Genomic DNA, 15,219 nt, shown 5'->3' with positions numbered 1-15,219 from the left:
CGGGAATGACAATATACTAAATTTATTATTTCTTATTTGTTTTCTTTCTTCCAATCTTTCTTGAAAGTACACTTCTTATAATCGTTACTTAATTTTAGGTAAGTTTCTTGGATTTTATCCTTGGTCCATTTTGTAATTTCTTCTTCTTTTTTCTTAGCAAGAGCAAATTCTTGCATTCTTACATAGTCATCTACTAAATCAGCTTTATGTGTATCTGTTTTATCTTTTAATAAGATTACTTTATACATTTTTTCTCCTTCTCGTGTTTCATCATAAAAAATATCAGACAAATCACCTTTTTTCAACTCACTAATTCTTGCGAATAGCTCAGGCGGCATTCTCGTTAACTCAAAAGTTGGTTCTTGAGTATAAGGATTCATTATAATACCTGCACTATTTTTTGTTTCTTCATCCTCAGAATATTTCTTTACAGCTTCTTCAAAAGTTATTTTCTCTTCTTTTATATCAGCTACTATCTTTTCTATTTGTTCTTTAGTTTCATTTAATTTTTCATCAGAAACTTCAGGTTGCATTAAAATATGAGATACTTCTCGTTGATTACCTTTAATTTTATGCAGTTGAAGTATATGGTATCCGAAGGCTGATTTAATAGGCTCTGAGATTTGATTTACATCCAATGAAAATGCTGTTTCTTTAAACTCTTTAATAAATGGACTATCTTTTGTAATTACATATTTCCCACCATTTTGAGCTACTCCTGGATCTTCTGAGTTAATAATTGCCTTCAACTTAAAACTTGCACCGTTTTCTATTTCTTTTTTTATTTCTTTTAATTTGTTTATTACTCGCTCTTTCTCTTCTTCTGTTGGTTCTGCTTTTACTACTAATTGTTGCAATTGAACTTCAGCTGGTATTTCAGGAAGCTCTCCCTTATCTTGTAATCCTTTAAAATAGATGCGAATTTCTTCTGGAGTTACGTCAATATTTTCAGTGATCTTTTGCTGTTCTTTTTCTATTAGTAAATTCTCTCTTTGAACTCTACCTAGTTCTTTCTTTAAATCTTCAACATCATTAAAACCATAAGCTTCAACCACTTTTTCTTCACTTCCATATTCTTGTGTAAAAAAAGCAATACTTCTATCTACTCTACTATCAATTTCAGATTGAGATACTGTTACACTATCAATAATTGCATGATGAGCTAATAGTTTTTGTTGCATTAATTCTTCTAACATTTCACAGTCAGATATCTTTACTTTTCCTTCACTTCTTAACTCTACTTCTTGCTTAAACTTATCTATATCAGAATCTAAAACAATGTTTTTACCTACCACCACAGCAACACCATCTACTTTTGTTCCTTGTGCATTAACTGTTGTTAAGCCTGCTAAAAACAACGTAAATACTATACTAATATTCTTTAAAGTTCTTGTTTTCAATTGCATCATTTATCAGCGTTTTTTCAATATCTCGTATTAATTCTAATTTTCTTTTATGTAAAATAATCTGTTTTATTCTAGCGCTTACATAGCTCAGTGGAGCCGTAGCGTTTTGTGGTAACATATTTTTTACAGCGACCAAATATACTCCTAAACTATCTTCTTTTTGTATGAATTTTGATATTTTTAACAAGTTTTCTTTCGTTTCGTTACGAAAAGGTGGAATTTTTTTCTTTAAATATTCAAAAGTTACCCAAGTTGAATCTTGTAATCGATATGATTTAAAATTTAATAAATGTCTTTCTAAATCTTCTTTATCCTCTTCTTTTTCTGACTTAAACTGCTTTATTGTTTCTTTTTTATCCAGGTAATCTTTACCAAAATGTACATATTCAAATTGTACAAGTTCTTCACTTACTTTAAAATTCTCTTTATTTTCCTCATAATACAACTCTATTTCTTCCTCAGTAACAACCGTATCTAATTGTTGTTTTATCAAACGTTCTTTATAGCCGTTAATGTATAAACTCTTTTTATAATCGTTAACTAAGTTTTGTATTTCTTCACTGTTTACTTCTGAGATATTCTCTTCTGCTTTAATGTACAATAATTCTTGTTTAGCCCAAGAATTAATCAAACCTTTTACTATAACTAAACTATCTTTGGGTGAAAGATTTTTTGGCAATAAACCAGCAATATCTTTTTTGTATAGATGTTTATTATAAACAGTAGCAATTGGTCTTTCACTCGTAACTCTTTTAGTTTTTAAACTAACAAGATCACATGAAACGATTATAAATAATGTTGTTAAAAAAATATATTTTCTCACTTTGTATTATTGGTTAAACGTATTCTTAAATTTTATTAATCCCCTTTTCTTACTCTAACCATATAGTTGTTTCATAGCTTTTTTATCATTCTTTTCCTTACTAGAAATAATTACTTATCTTTTTTATTGCATCAAGTTCTTTGCCATACTTTTAGCTTAGTAAAAGATTTTTAGCCATAATTTTTCTTTTTTTAAAAGAAAAACTACATCCAAAAATGAAAGTGTAAAACTTTTTTTGTTATAAATTTACAAAGAAATAATACCTTTTATTGCCTCTGCTTTTTTATAATACGAAATAACTTCGTTTGAACTCTTTACTGTAATATGTATTGATACACTTACGTATTTTCCTGTTTTAGATTTTTTTGTATTGATAACTGCTCCAGCATTATTAAATAAGTCTTGTACTTCTTTCTCCTGACTACCGTCAGTAGGAACAATAAATTTATATAAATACTTAGCTGGAAACGTTGTGGTATCTTCTAATTGTGATTTTAATTTTGCGTAAAAAGCTTCTCTATCTTGCATAACTCAGAAATTACTATTTTATAAAAACTCATCAAAAATTTAAAGCATGTAGTGATGATGCACAAAATTACACTATTTATTATATTTATAACTTGAAACTTTTATTTTTGCCCCATGCAACAAAAAATAGTTTTAATAGGTGGTCCTGGCACAGGTAAATCCTCTATTTTAAGAGAATTTATTAGACGTGGGTATGAATGTATGCCAGAGATTTCAAGAGAGGTTACACTTAAAGCTCAAAAAGATGGTATTGATCAACTTTTTTTAGAGCAACCTTTATTATTTAGCCAACTATTATTAGAAGGAAGAGAGCAACAGTACTTAGAAGCTCACCAAAGTGATGCCGAGATTATCTTTTTTGATAGAGGGATTCCTGATGTACACGCTTATATGAATTATTTAGGTTCTGACTACCCAGATGTTTTTATTAAAAAAAGCAATAAATATTTATACAATAAAGTATTTATGTGCGCTCCTTGGGAGGCTATTTATAAATCTGACAACGAACGTTATGAAACCTTCGAGCAATCAGTGAAAATAGATACCTTTTTAAAAGAAGCTTACGAGGAAGTAGGCTATAATATTATTGATGTTCCTTTTGGTTCGGTACAAGAGCGCTGTGATTTTATTTTACATTCGTTAAAACACGATGTATGATAAATCGCTACAAATATTAAAACATTATTGGGGCTATACTTCTTTTAGAAAACCTCAACAAGAAATAATTACTGAAGTTTTAACAGGAAACAATGTTGTTGCTTTACTTCCTACAGGAGGTGGAAAGTCTATTTGTTTTCAAGTACCCGCATTGGTTAAGGAAGGAGTTTGTATAGTAGTTTCTCCCTTAGTTGCTTTGATGCAAGATCAAGTTACAAACCTTACTGATAAAGGTATAAAAGCAACTTTAATCCCTTCTGGAAGCACACAAGATGATATTATTACGCTTTTTGACAATATTCGGTTTGGAAATACCAAATTTGTATACATTTCTCCTGAACGGTTGCAATCTCGTTTTATTCAAGAAAAAATAAAGCAACTAAATGTAAACTTAATAGCTATTGATGAAGCACATTGTATATCTGAATGGGGACACGATTTCCGTCCTTCTTATCAAGAGATTACTGTTTTAAAAGAGTTACTACCAACAATCCCTATAATTGCTTTAACAGCTACGGCAACTCAAAAAGTAATTTCAGATATTGTTTCTTCTCTTGAATTAGAAAAACCTACCGTTTTCAAAAAATCTTTTTTTAGAGAGAATTTAGCCTATCAAATTTTTAAAACTGAAGACAAGCTTGGTAAGCTCAATCAGATTTTTACTAAAACAAAAGCTCCTTCAATTATATATGTAAATACTCGTAGTAAAACGAAAGAAATTAGCAGTTACTTAAATGCTAATGGATTTAAAAGTTCTTTTTACCATGGAGGTCTTTCTCCTGTAGAAAAAAAGTTAGCTTTTGATAATTGGATGACAGAGAAAACTCCAATTATAGTTGCTACCAATGCTTTTGGTATGGGAATAGACAAACCCAACGTTCGAGTTGTTATTCATCTTAACCTACCTTTTTCTATTGAAAACTACATTCAAGAAGCGGGTCGTGGTGGACGTGATGGAGTAAAGTCTTTCTCTGTAGTATTAACTAACGATAGTGATATTTCTTTAAGTAGTGAATTACTTGAAAAATCATTACCAACCATTGATGAAATAAAAACTATTCACCAAAAACTATATCAACATTTTCAAATTGCAAAAGGTGAATTAATCGAAACTGCTTTCGATTTTAATTTTTTAGCTTTTTGTAACAAGTATAATTTCATCCCCAATAAAACATTCAATGCTCTTCAAATACTCAATAATAATGGCATTATTGAATTAAATCATAGCTTCCAACAAAAATCTACAGTTCAGTTTTTAGCCTCAAGTAAACAAGTTATATCACATACAAATCAAAACTCCCAAATTAAAAATTTTGTCCAACAAATTTTACGTATGTATGGTGGCATTTTTGAAAACCCTGTAAAAATTGATGAATTTTACATTGCTAAAAAGCTAGGTACTACCTCTTGGTTCGTAATCAATACTTTAGAAAAGTTAGCTCAAAAAGAATTAATAGCTTATACAAAAGCTACTAACAATTCGGAACTTTTCTTTTTACACCCTAGAGAAGATGATAAAACCATCAACCGAATTTCTCTAAACATTAAACAATACATTAAACAGAAAAAACAAAAAAATAGAGACTTACTTCAGTTTGTAGAAAACAATTCGGTTTGTAGAAGCATACAACTTCTTTCCTATTTTCGTGAACACAGCTCTCAAAGTTGTGGAATCTGTGATGTTTGTTTGCAAAGAAAAAACAAAACTAGTGTAAGCCAAAAAGATATTCTTTCTAACTTACAAAAAGAAAAAACCTATACAGTTACTGAAATCTGCTCGCTATTAAATGAAAAAGAAACGAACATTTTAATACTTTTGCGAGAGCTTCTTTCCGAAGAAAAAATACACACAAAAAACAATAAATACTTTTTAAAATAAATGAGAGATTTACGCATCGTTTTTATGGGAACTCCTGATTTTGCTGCTACTATTTTACAGCATTTAGTGGAGAATGATTATAATGTAGTAGGAGTTATTACTACTCCAGATAAACCTGCTGGTAGAGGTCGTAAGCTTAATCAATCTGCTGTAAAAAAATATGCACTTTCTCAAAACCTGCCTATTCTTCAACCCAAAAACTTAAAGAACAAAGAATTCCAAGAAGATTTAAAAAAGTGGGATGCTAACTTACAAGTAGTTGTTGCTTTTAGAATGTTACCTAAATCCGTTTGGGCACTACCAGAATATGGTACTTTTAATTTACATGCTTCATTATTACCAGAATATCGTGGTGCTGCACCTATTAATTGGGCAATTATAAATGGCGAAACGAAAACAGGTGTTACTACTTTCTTTATTGATGATAAAATTGATACAGGAGAAATCATATTACAAAGTGAGGTAACTATTAAAGAAAATGAAATTGTTGGTGAGTTACACGACAGATTAATGCACTTAGGAGCTAAACTCGTTGCTGAAACTTTAGACTTAATTGCTAAAGGAGATGTTACAACTACTAAACAACCTGAATTAGAAGAGAAATCTGCTCCAAAATTATATCCTCATAACTGTAAGATAGATTGGTCTAAATCTTTAAATGATATTTATAATCATATTCGCGGATTAAATCCATATCCTGCTGCTTGGACTACCATTGTAAATGGAGATGATGAACTTTCTGCTAAAATATACGGAGTTAGTAAAGACCCTACTTCTCATAATCTTGAGGTTGGTGCTATCGTTACCACTAAAAAGGAGTTAAAAATTGCTGTTACAGATGGTTACTTAAATATTCATCAAATTAAAATTTCTGGTAAAAAGTTAATGGATGTTCAGAGTTTATTAAACGGTTTTCAATTCGAAAAAGATGCAAAAGTTCTCTAGCCCTTTATCCATGGGGTTTTAGCGTTTTTAACAAAAAAAGATGAGTGGTTATTAACAATTTAAGGTAACTTATTAACAAAAGAGTATTTTTTTCAAGTCAAATCTTGCACAATCTCGCGTTCCGTCTATATTTGTTGAGCTATTGAAGCAAAAAAATATTAATTAATTTTAAAATCTATTTAAATTATGAACAAATCAGATTTAATCGATGCGATGGCTGCTGATGCAGGAATTTCTAAAGCTGCCGCTAAAGCTGCATTAGATTCTTTAACTACTAACGTAACTAATACTTTAAAGAAAGGTGATAAAGTTGCTTTAGTTGGATGGGGAACTTGGTCTGTTTCTAAGAGAGCTGCTAGAACTGGTAGAAACCCTCAAACAGGAAAAGAAATAAAAATTGCTGCTAAAAACGTAGTTAAATTTAAAGCTGGTGCTGGTTTAAGTGACTCAGTAAACTAATATCCTCTTTTAAGAAAATATACTAACAGTATTTAGGCAACTAAATACTGTTTTTTTTTAAGTGTCACAAAAACCAAAAGTTAGTTGTCTTTTATATAGAACTTAAAAAACCATTAAAAATGAAAATTATAGTTACTATTACAGGACTTTTACTTTGCTTTTCAACTGCTTTTGCTCAAAAAGTTATAAATGCATCTGACATTATGAGAGATGTTAAAAACGGAAAAGCAATAGAAATTTCTAACACTACTATTAAAGGTACATTAGACTTTACTTTTATGAATGAAGCGTTACCTAAATTACCTAAAAGAAAAAGTTGGTGGAATAATGGAGGATCTAACACCGTTGAAAAACAAATTACAAATAAAGTTTCTTTTGTAAATTGTGTTTTTGATGATGATGTTTTAGCCTACATTCCTCATGAGAAAAGTGGATATACTTTTGTTGCTAATTTTGAAGATATTGTTGTATTTAAAGATTGTACTTTTGAACAAAAAGCGATGTTTAAATATTCAGATTTTGAGAGAAACACAAACTTTTCTAACACTAAATTTAAAGGTGACTCAACATTTAAGTACGCAAAATTTGATAGAGATATTACTTTCGAAAACACCTCTTTTGAGGAACCAGCTACATTTAAGTATGCAGATTTTAACCGTTTTGTAAGCTTTAAAAACTCTGTTTTCAATGAAAGTGCTATTTTTAAATATACCGAATTTAAAGATGGTGTATCATTTAGAAATGTAAAGTTTGAAGAAGACTTAAATATTAAATACACAAAAGTATCAGGAGAGTTTGATATTACTGGAATGGAAGTAGCTTTTGATATAGACTCTAAATACACTAAAATAAACGGAAAAAGTTTTAATAAGTACTTAATGAAAAGATAAGGTTTATACTCTCCTCTCATAATAAAAGGAGTTAAAATATACTTACGCTAAAAACAAAAACTCCGCCTTTCAGCGGAGTTTTTATTTTTATTCTTCTTCATCGTTAAATGAAGAATTCTTCTTTGCTTTTTTACTACCTTCATACAGTTCATACTTTACAAAACGGCAATCTAAATCTGCATTTTTAAGCGGTATTCTTTTCGACGTTCGTAACCCTACAAACTTTAGCGCTTGAATATCCGACGTAATTAACCACGCAGTTGAATTTGGATAGTTATTCTTTAAGGTGTCTCCTATTTTTCTGTAAAATTCTTCTACATCAATATTTAAACGCTCTCCATAAGGCGGATTGAACAAAATTGTAGTTTTACCAAATACTTCTTTCTTAGAATTGAAAAAGTTTACGTGATGTACTCCTATAAACTCATCCAAATTAGCATTGATAATATTTTGCTGCGCTTTTCTAACTGCCGATGGAGCCTTATCAAACCCCATAATTTTGAAATGAGAACTTCGTATTTTCTTTAATAACGAATCTTGAATAACAAAGTATAAATCTTCATCATAATCCTTCCAGTTTTCAAAAGCAAAGTGCTTACGGTTGATATTTGCAGGAATTTGATTCGCAATCATTGCAGCTTCAATCAAAATAGTTCCTGAACCACACATCGGGTCAATAAAATTTTCTTCCCCTTTATATCCTGAAAGTAAAATTAATCCTGCTGCCAATACCTCATTAATCGGAGCAATATTCGTAGCACTTCGGTATCCACGTTTGTGTAACGATTCACCTGATGAGTCTAACGAAATAGTTAGCCATTCTTTGTGAATATGTACATGAACTTTTACATCTGGATATTTTAAATCTACATTCGGACGCTTTTTATACTTATGCATAAAATAATCAGCAATGGCATCCTTTGATTTTAAGCTAATATAATGTGAATTTGAAGTAAAGTTTTTTGAATTTACTACCGAACCTATCGCAAACGTTCCATCAACATCCAAAAAACGTTCCCATTTTACACGTTGAATTGCTTCGTATAAATCTTCTTCATCAAAAATTTTACTGCGTTTAATTGGTTTTAAAATACGAATAGCAGTACGTAAAGCTATATTTGCTTTGTACATAAAACCTTTATCACCTCTAAAAGTAACACTCCTTACTCCTTCTTTCACTTCCATTGCTCCTAGTTGACGTAACTCGTCTGCCAAAACACCTTCTAAACCTGCCATGGTTATGGCGGTCATTTTAAAATCTTTTTCCATGTAACTGTAAAATTTCATTGCAAAAGTACAGCTAATTTTGGGTTGTTATGAATCTTTTCCACTTTGAATGTAAAAAACGTAAGTTTTGCGTATTTTTGCAGACCTTTATAATTATGAATACAACAGATTGGTTTACTTCGTGGTTTAACACACCATACTATCATATTTTATACAAGCATAGAAACGATGCCGATGCACAGTTTTTTATGCGTAATATCACTTCTTTCTTACAACTGCCTAAGTTAAGTCGTATTGCTGATTTACCCTGTGGAAAAGGACGTCATGCAGTATACTTAAACTCGTTAGGATATGACGTTGTGGGTGGTGATTTAAGTAAAAATAGTATTAAACATGCCAAACAGTTTGAGAATGACACGCTTCATTTTGAAGTTTGGGATATGCGAGAGCCTATTGAAAGTAAATATGATGCTATATTTAATCTCTTTACTAGTTTTGGTTATTTTGAAGATGATAACGAAGACATTGCTGTTTTAAAAAGTATTAAAAACGGATTAAAAGAAAACGGTGTATTTGTCTTGGACTTCTTAAATGTTGAAAAAGTAAAAAATACACTTATAAAAGAAGAAATAAAAACTATTGATGGTATTGAGTTTAATATTAAAAAAGAAATTAAAGACGGATTTATATTAAAACATATTTCTTTTACAGCTGAAGGAAAATCACACTCGTATACAGAGCGTGTAAAATTTTTAACTTTAGAAAAACTACAATCATATTTTAATAGTGTCAATTTACAAATAACACATGTTTTTGGCGATTACAGTCTCAATGAGTTTAATTCACAATCTTCTGATCGCTTAATTATTGTTGCTAAATGAGTTACTTTTTACTAATTGTTTCTGTTTTAGTAGGTGTTTTATTCGTTTTTACACTAAAACCTAGTAATACCTTCGTTCGCTTATTATTAGCATTTAGTGGCGCTTATTTACTTTCAGTAACTATCTTACATTTATTGCCAGAAGTATATCTCTACACTAATAACACAAGATTAGTTGGTATTTTAATTTTAGTGGGAATCATCATTCAATCGGTATTAGAGTCTTTTTCTAAAGGTGCTGAACACGGACATATACATTTACATTCTGACTCGTCTAAGTTTCCTTGGTTATTATTTATTAGTTTGTGTGTACACGCTTTTTCAGAAGGATTACCTATTCATCATGCAGATGACAACTTATTATGGGCTATTGTTGTACACAAAATTCCTATTGCAATAGTTTTAACTACCTTCTTATTACATGCTAAGTATTCTAAAAAAACAGTCTTTTTATTTTTAACCTTATTTGCATTAATGAGTCCCTTAGGTATTTTAGTATCTAACAACGTTCTTTTAGTAAAACAATACCATACAGAAATTACAGCTTTAATAGTTGGAGTGTTTTTACATATTTCAACCATCATTCTTTTTGAAAGCACGGAAAACCATAAATTCAACTACCAAAAGTTTGCTGCTATTATTTTAGGAATATTGTTAACTATCTTCTCTATGCACCAACCCCATTGAGAAAGCAGGTAAACAAACTGCTAAATACTCACAGGGTTCTGTAAATGGATTAGAATATTGAACACGTGTCTTTTTTTCAATTTTAATCGATTGTCCTGCTTCTAACACCACAATTTCACCATCAATATTGAATTGCTTTTTTCCTTTGATTATATAAGTGTATTCTTCAAATTCTGGTGCTTGAAAAGGCTCACTCCAGCCTGGAGGTGCTATCATGTGTGCTATACTTACTTTTGAATTTCCATCAGTAGCATTTCCAAAATGCTCTTCAATTAATTTTCCATCAGTCGTTGGTACTACAAACGGGCTTTTTTGAATCTTATATTTTTTACTCATAATATATTTTTTACCTATTCTTTTCAGCTTCCCAAACTGGAGCAAGGTTTCTTTTAGCGTCTTTAAACTTATCAGGCATGTTTTTAAAAGGAGTAACAACAAAAGTAAAGCTGTCGTCTGCACTAAATCGCCAATAATTTCCTTTTAATGCTCCATCTTCTGTTTCAACATTCCAATCAGGGATATTAATTAAAGAGAATTCTTTAGCTTCTTTATTAAAATCTAAAGCAAAATCTCTTAATACATTTTCAGAAGGATACTTCAGTATAATTTTTGCGTTTAAATCCCCTTTATCAGTAACATAAAAAGTACATGATTTTGATGGATAGGTTTCTATTTCTTTTCTCCAATTTCTTGCTATCACCTTTTCTAGCTCTGTACTAACTTGCATACTATCTGCTTCATTCGCTATAAGTGCAAATATGTTTTCTTGAACTATGGTTATTGTTTGCTTATTTGGGTTTATGGTAACGGTTGTTTTCTCCGCTCCTATCCTACTGTTTTCTCCAAAGAAAACTCCCAATACAAAAAATGCTATTTTTATTACTTCCATCTTTTAAAAATTACATAGCTGTTATTAATTAAAAAGCCGAAACATATGTTTCGGCTTCAAATATTTTAGTTAAACCAAATAGTAAATGATTTAATTTTGGCTAAATCTGGAATTTGTTCTTTGGTTACTTTTTGAGTACTAAATTCTTTTAAGCCTAAATCTTCATTATCAATCGTTATTGTTGCGTTTAAATCATCAATAAATAAGGTTGCTGATGAAAATGATGACTCTACTTTACTTACCTTAGTATTTGCATTAATTTCTTGAAAAGTAGATTTTATATTTACTCCTGATTTTGTTTTAAAACGATCATCAAAAATCTCAATACTCTTAATTGTTGACGTAGAGTCTAATTGTTCTTTTGGAGTAATTGTTAGTAAATGCTTTCCTCCTTTTTCATATACTAAATACTTATCATCTTCTTGAAAAAGATTATTTCCTTTAGCCCCTTCACTTAATACTTTAACTACTGAGTCTTGCTTAAATACGTTTTCTATTTCGTTAACAGTTGTTTTCGTTGTTAACTTTCCTACTTTTCCTTTAGCAATATCAAATTTGCTATTACCACACTGGATAAATAGTACTGATATTACTGCGATAACTAAAGGTTTCATAAATGTTCTCATTTGTCTTCTTTTATATTTAAAACGTCTATTTCTTGTATTTCTTATTTTATTACTTTTTTCAAAATTCCAAAGGCTGCTCTTATAAAGGTAGCACTGGTTAATACCTTTACTATTGGGTTCATACGTGTGCTTCTACTACGTGTTGAAGATTTTCTTCTTGTTTTTTCTTCCTCCTCTTTGCGTGCTTCTTCAGTTTTTTCTTTGTTGACTTTTTCTATCTTCTCGTTTAGCATTTCGTAAGCACTTTCCCTATCAATAGTATCGTTGTATTTCGGGATTAATCTTGAATTATCTAAAACTTGTTTAATTTCCTTATCTGTTAATACATCCATTCTACTCATAGGTGCACGTAACATGGTTCGTGCCAATGGTGTTGGAATTCCTTTTTCATTTAATACAGAAATCAACGCCTCTCCTATTCCCAACTGTGTTAATACTTCTTTAGTATCGTAATATTCAGAATCTGGATAGTTTTCTGCGGCTAATTTAATTGCTTTTCTATCTTTTGCTGTAAAGGCACGTAAGGCATGTTGAATCTTCATTCCTAACTGTGCTAATACGTCTTCCGGAACATCTTTTGGATTTTGTGTTACAAAGTATAATCCTATTCCTTTAGATCGAATTAATTTTACGATGCTTTCTATTTGACTTAACAACGCTTTTGAAGCTTCATCAAATACTAAATGGGCTTCATCTATAAAAATCACCAATTCTGGTCGACCACTATCTCCTTGTTCTGGAAAAGTTTCATATACCTCAGCTAGTAACTGTAGCATAAAGGTTGAAAACAGTTTTGGTCTATCTTGAATATCTGTTAAACGTAGTACAGAAATAACACCACGTCCGTTTTCATCAATACGAGTTAAATCGTCAACATCAAATGATTTTTCTCCGAAGAATAAATCACCTCCTTGTTGCTCAATTTCAACAATTTTTCTAAGAATAGCCCCAGTACTTGCGGTAGAAATTCGTCCGTATTCTTTTTTAATCTCTTCTTTTCCTTCATTGGTTATGTATTGAAGGATTTTCTTGAAGTCTTTTAAGTCTAATAACGGTAATTGGTTATCATCACAATATTTAAAAATAATCGCTACAATTCCAGATTGTGTTTCAGTCAAATCTAAAATACGTGATAATAAAACAGGTCCAAATTCAGAAACTGTAGCACGTAAACGGACTCCGTTTTGTTCTGAAATAGATAAAATTTCTATTGGAAATTTTGTTGGAGTAAATGGTATTCCGATTTTTTCGTGGCGTTCATCAATCTTAGCATGCCCAGGACTTGGTTGTGCTAATCCACTTAAGTCTCCTTTTACATCCATTAACAATACAGGTATTCCTTTTTCTGACATGTTTTCTGCCAGCACTTGTAAGGTTTTTGTTTTTCCTGTTCCTGTTGCTCCAGCTATTAATCCGTGACGGTTTAATGTTTTTAAAGAAATATTTACATGAGCGTTTGTTACAGTTTCTTCTCCTAACATTCCTGCTCCTAGCGTAATAAACTCTCCTTTTGTTGTATAGCCCTCTTTGATGTAATTGAAAAACTCTTCGGTTTTACTCATTATTTATGACCTTTTTTGTGATAAAAACACGTAAAAGTAACAAAAATCATTCATTAATTTTTAATGTTGCCTATCTTTGCACTCTTATGTTGAAAAAAGAAGTACAAGAGTTAATTAATACAGGAGAAATGCTTCCGTTAATGGAAGAATTTTACACGATTCAGGGAGAAGGGGCACACACTGGTACTGCTGCTTATTTTATTCGTATTGGTGGTTGCGATGTAGGTTGCCATTGGTGTGATGTAAAAGAAAGCTGGGATGCTAATTTACATCCGCCTACAAAAACGGATATTATTGTTGAAAATGCAAAGAAATATGCCGAAACTGTGGTAATTACAGGTGGAGAGCCTTTAATGTGGAGTTTAGACTATATTACAGGGCAACTTCAAGAAAAAGGTATTAAAACACATATTGAAACTTCTGGAGCGTATGACTTTTCTGGGGTTTGGGATTGGTTTTGTTTATCGCCTAAAAAAACAAAATTACCTTTAGAACGTGCTTATCAAGAAGCAGATGAGTTGAAAATGATTATTCATAATAAAAATGATTTTCAGTTTGCTGAGGAACAGGCCGCTAAAGTTGGTAAAAAATGTAAGTTGTTTTTACAACCTGAATGGAGTAAAAAGGAAAAAATGACTCCACAAATTATTGATTATGTGATGGAGCATCCACAATGGAAAATTTCCTTACAAACCCATAAGTATTTAAATATACCATAAACAAAAAGCAACCTAGTTAGGTTGCTTTTTTAATATTCATTAGGCTCTATATGAATTAAAACATGCCCCAAGTCTGGGAGTTTTTCTCTTAAATAGTCTTTTAATTTATGAGCAATATCGTGTCCTTCTTTTACTGTAATAGTACTATCTACAATGGCATGTAAATCTACATGATATTTCATTCCTGCTTTACGAACAAAGCATTTTTCTGTTCCTAAAACACCTGCTACTTCCATAGATTTTTCTCTTATTTCTTCTATTAAATCGTCATATACATGTTCATCCATTATTTCACCCAAAGCTGGTCTAAAAATTAGATAACTATTGTATAAAATAAAGAACGAAGCCAATAAAGCTGCCCAATCATCAGCAGTTTCATAACCTTCTTTAAAAATAAGTGCTATTGAAATCCCTATAAATGCCATTAAAGAAGTAATTGCATCACTTCTATGATGCCACGCATCTGCTTTTAAGGAAGAACTATTGGTTTCTTTACTCTTTCTGATAACCACTTGAAAAGATATTTCTTTCCAAATAATAATTGCTCCTAAAACAAGTAACGTCCACGGTTTAGGAGTTTTGTGTGGAGTTTGGATATTCTGTATACTTTCATAGGCAATAATTGTAGCCGAAGTTACCAAAAAAGCTACTACTACAAAGGTGATTAAAGGTTCTATTTTTCCGTGTCCGTATGGGTGATTTTTATCTGCAGGTCTTTTCGCATATTTCAACCCTAACAACACTAAAAGAGAAGAAAAAATATCGGTAGTAGATTCAATTGCATCTGCTATTAATGCGTATGAGTTTCCGAAAATACCTGCTAATCCTTTAATAATTGCTAAACTAGTATTGCTTAAAATACTAAAATAGGTGGTTTTTATAGTTAATTCTTCTTTACTCATGAAGTTATAATATTACAATCTCTTTTTATGAGGTAGTACGAAGGTAATTGAAATGTATTGAAAAAAAAAGACTCGCCAGTTGGCGAGTCCTTTGGATAGTTTATAAAACTACCACTTTAACAACAATTAATAGTTAATAA

The 15,219-nt window shown here is 30.7% G+C and carries 17 protein-coding genes; 8 read left to right on the top strand and 9 right to left on the bottom strand.

The window, feature by feature from the left end; genetic code table 11:
* Window positions 1–32: 32 nt before the first annotated feature.
* The 3 genes from ABMY20_RS10190 to ABMY20_RS10180 form a co-directional block, all read right to left on the bottom strand.
* Window positions 33–1,409, bottom strand: coding sequence for a peptidylprolyl isomerase (locus ABMY20_RS10190; RefSeq protein WP_239180557.1), 1,377 nt, complete (start codon window positions 1,407–1,409; stop codon window positions 33–35).
* Window positions 1,372–2,229 (bottom strand): hypothetical protein, encoded by an 858-nt coding sequence (locus ABMY20_RS10185; RefSeq protein ID WP_047789025.1) that lies wholly within the window; start codon window positions 2,227–2,229, stop codon window positions 1,372–1,374. Before ABMY20_RS10185 ends, ABMY20_RS10190 begins: the two co-directional genes overlap by 38 nt.
* 246 nt (window positions 2,230–2,475) lie before the next feature.
* Window positions 2,476–2,757, bottom strand: coding sequence for a DUF493 family protein (locus ABMY20_RS10180; protein WP_047789026.1), 282 nt, complete (start codon window positions 2,755–2,757; stop codon window positions 2,476–2,478).
* Between the two features lie 114 nt (window positions 2,758–2,871).
* On the opposite strand from ABMY20_RS10180, the gene ABMY20_RS10175 reads away from it, so the two are divergent.
* The 5 genes from ABMY20_RS10175 to ABMY20_RS10155 all read left to right on the top strand — a co-directional run bounded on the left by ABMY20_RS10175 (window position 2,872) and on the right by ABMY20_RS10155 (window position 7,587).
* The gene (locus ABMY20_RS10175; protein ID WP_047789027.1) at window positions 2,872–3,414 is read left to right on the top strand and encodes an ATP-binding protein; all 543 of its coding nucleotides are present in this window, start codon (window positions 2,872–2,874) and stop codon (window positions 3,412–3,414) included.
* A complete protein-coding gene (locus tag ABMY20_RS10170) occupies window positions 3,407–5,293 on the top strand; it encodes an ATP-dependent DNA helicase RecQ (RefSeq protein WP_349265217.1) in 1,887 nt (628 codons plus the stop codon). The genes ABMY20_RS10175 and ABMY20_RS10170 overlap by 8 nt, the downstream gene beginning before the upstream one ends.
* Window positions 5,294–6,238, top strand: a complete 945-nt coding sequence (gene fmt, locus ABMY20_RS10165) for a methionyl-tRNA formyltransferase (RefSeq protein ID WP_349265216.1) — start codon at window positions 5,294–5,296, stop codon at window positions 6,236–6,238.
* 186 nt (window positions 6,239–6,424) lie between these two features.
* Complete coding sequence (locus ABMY20_RS10160; RefSeq protein WP_047789030.1) at window positions 6,425–6,697, top strand: HU family DNA-binding protein; 273 nt, start codon at window positions 6,425–6,427, stop codon at window positions 6,695–6,697.
* A gap of 119 nt (window positions 6,698–6,816) precedes the next feature.
* Window positions 6,817–7,587, top strand: a complete 771-nt coding sequence (locus ABMY20_RS10155; protein ID WP_047789031.1) for a pentapeptide repeat-containing protein — start codon at window positions 6,817–6,819, stop codon at window positions 7,585–7,587.
* Between the two features lie 87 nt (window positions 7,588–7,674).
* Here ABMY20_RS10155 and ABMY20_RS10150 read toward each other — a convergent pair whose 3' ends face one another.
* The gene (locus tag ABMY20_RS10150; protein WP_047790156.1) at window positions 7,675–8,856 is read right to left on the bottom strand and encodes a class I SAM-dependent RNA methyltransferase; all 1,182 of its coding nucleotides are present in this window, start codon (window positions 8,854–8,856) and stop codon (window positions 7,675–7,677) included.
* 113 nt (window positions 8,857–8,969) lie between these two features.
* On the opposite strand from ABMY20_RS10150, the gene ABMY20_RS10145 reads away from it, so the two are divergent.
* A complete protein-coding gene (locus ABMY20_RS10145) occupies window positions 8,970–9,695 on the top strand; it encodes a class I SAM-dependent methyltransferase (RefSeq protein ID WP_047790155.1) in 726 nt (241 codons plus the stop codon).
* Entirely contained in the window at window positions 9,692–10,381 is a 690-nt protein-coding gene (locus tag ABMY20_RS10140) for a ZIP family metal transporter (RefSeq protein ID WP_173360054.1), read from the top strand. The genes ABMY20_RS10145 and ABMY20_RS10140 overlap by 4 nt, the downstream gene beginning before the upstream one ends.
* On the opposite strand, the gene ABMY20_RS10135 is transcribed toward ABMY20_RS10140, so the two are convergent.
* The 4 genes from ABMY20_RS10135 to ABMY20_RS10120 form a co-directional block, all read right to left on the bottom strand.
* A complete protein-coding gene (locus ABMY20_RS10135; protein WP_159611680.1) occupies window positions 10,349–10,717 on the bottom strand; it encodes a cupin domain-containing protein in 369 nt (122 codons plus the stop codon). The two genes, ABMY20_RS10140 and ABMY20_RS10135, sit on opposite strands and share 33 nt — an antisense overlap.
* Window positions 10,718–10,727: 10 nt before the next feature.
* Window positions 10,728–11,270 carry a hypothetical protein gene (locus ABMY20_RS10130; protein WP_349265215.1) on the bottom strand — a complete coding sequence of 181 codons (543 nt, stop codon included), beginning with the start codon at window positions 11,268–11,270 and terminating at the stop codon, window positions 10,728–10,730.
* 65 nt (window positions 11,271–11,335) lie between these two features.
* Window positions 11,336–11,896: a hypothetical protein gene (locus ABMY20_RS10125; RefSeq protein WP_047789409.1), complete on the bottom strand. Its 561-nt coding sequence runs from the start codon at window positions 11,894–11,896 to the stop codon at window positions 11,336–11,338.
* 41 nt (window positions 11,897–11,937) lie between these two features.
* Window positions 11,938–13,458: a helicase HerA-like domain-containing protein gene (locus tag ABMY20_RS10120; RefSeq protein ID WP_349265214.1), complete on the bottom strand. Its 1,521-nt coding sequence runs from the start codon at window positions 13,456–13,458 to the stop codon at window positions 11,938–11,940.
* A gap of 86 nt (window positions 13,459–13,544) precedes the next feature.
* On the opposite strand from ABMY20_RS10120, the gene ABMY20_RS10115 reads away from it, so the two are divergent.
* Window positions 13,545–14,177: a 7-carboxy-7-deazaguanine synthase QueE gene (locus ABMY20_RS10115; RefSeq protein ID WP_047789407.1), complete on the top strand. Its 633-nt coding sequence runs from the start codon at window positions 13,545–13,547 to the stop codon at window positions 14,175–14,177.
* 29 nt (window positions 14,178–14,206) lie between these two features.
* On the opposite strand, the gene ABMY20_RS10110 is transcribed toward ABMY20_RS10115, so the two are convergent.
* On the bottom strand, window positions 14,207–15,079 hold the full coding sequence (locus tag ABMY20_RS10110; RefSeq protein WP_349265213.1) for a cation diffusion facilitator family transporter: 873 nt from the start codon (window positions 15,077–15,079) through the stop codon (window positions 14,207–14,209).
* Between the last annotated feature and the right edge of the window lie 140 nt (window positions 15,080–15,219).

Origin of the sequence: Tenacibaculum sp. SSH1-16, assembly GCF_040104435.1 — a bacterium.
Lineage (GTDB): Bacteria > Bacteroidota > Bacteroidia > Flavobacteriales > Flavobacteriaceae > Polaribacter > Polaribacter mesophilus.
Note: the sequence above shows the minus strand (reverse complement) of the source record. Positions and strands in the feature narration are given on the sequence as shown.

Coding starts and splice junctions, on each gene's coding strand:
- ABMY20_RS10190 (WP_239180557.1), bottom strand. CDS start 1,409: ATGATGCAATTGAAAACAAGAACTTTAAAGAATATTAGTATAGTATTT.
- ABMY20_RS10180 (WP_047789026.1), bottom strand. CDS start 2,757: ATGCAAGATAGAGAAGCTTTTTACGCAAAATTAAAATCACAATTAGAA.
- ABMY20_RS10175 (WP_047789027.1), top strand. CDS start 2,872: ATGCAACAAAAAATAGTTTTAATAGGTGGTCCTGGCACAGGTAAATCC.
- ABMY20_RS10170 (WP_349265217.1), top strand. CDS start 3,407: ATGTATGATAAATCGCTACAAATATTAAAACATTATTGGGGCTATACT.
- fmt (WP_349265216.1), top strand. CDS start 5,294: ATGAGAGATTTACGCATCGTTTTTATGGGAACTCCTGATTTTGCTGCT.
- ABMY20_RS10160 (WP_047789030.1), top strand. CDS start 6,425: ATGAACAAATCAGATTTAATCGATGCGATGGCTGCTGATGCAGGAATT.
- ABMY20_RS10155 (WP_047789031.1), top strand. CDS start 6,817: ATGAAAATTATAGTTACTATTACAGGACTTTTACTTTGCTTTTCAACT.
- ABMY20_RS10150 (WP_047790156.1), bottom strand. CDS start 8,856: ATGGAAAAAGATTTTAAAATGACCGCCATAACCATGGCAGGTTTAGAA.
- ABMY20_RS10145 (WP_047790155.1), top strand. CDS start 8,970: ATGAATACAACAGATTGGTTTACTTCGTGGTTTAACACACCATACTAT.
- ABMY20_RS10140 (WP_173360054.1), top strand. CDS start 9,692: ATGAGTTACTTTTTACTAATTGTTTCTGTTTTAGTAGGTGTTTTATTC.
- ABMY20_RS10135 (WP_159611680.1), bottom strand. CDS start 10,717: ATGAGTAAAAAATATAAGATTCAAAAAAGCCCGTTTGTAGTACCAACG.
- ABMY20_RS10130 (WP_349265215.1), bottom strand. CDS start 11,270: ATGGAAGTAATAAAAATAGCATTTTTTGTATTGGGAGTTTTCTTTGGA.
- ABMY20_RS10125 (WP_047789409.1), bottom strand. CDS start 11,896: ATGAGAACATTTATGAAACCTTTAGTTATCGCAGTAATATCAGTACTA.
- ABMY20_RS10120 (WP_349265214.1), bottom strand. CDS start 13,458: ATGAGTAAAACCGAAGAGTTTTTCAATTACATCAAAGAGGGCTATACA.
- ABMY20_RS10115 (WP_047789407.1), top strand. CDS start 13,545: ATGTTGAAAAAAGAAGTACAAGAGTTAATTAATACAGGAGAAATGCTT.
- ABMY20_RS10110 (WP_349265213.1), bottom strand. CDS start 15,079: ATGAGTAAAGAAGAATTAACTATAAAAACCACCTATTTTAGTATTTTA.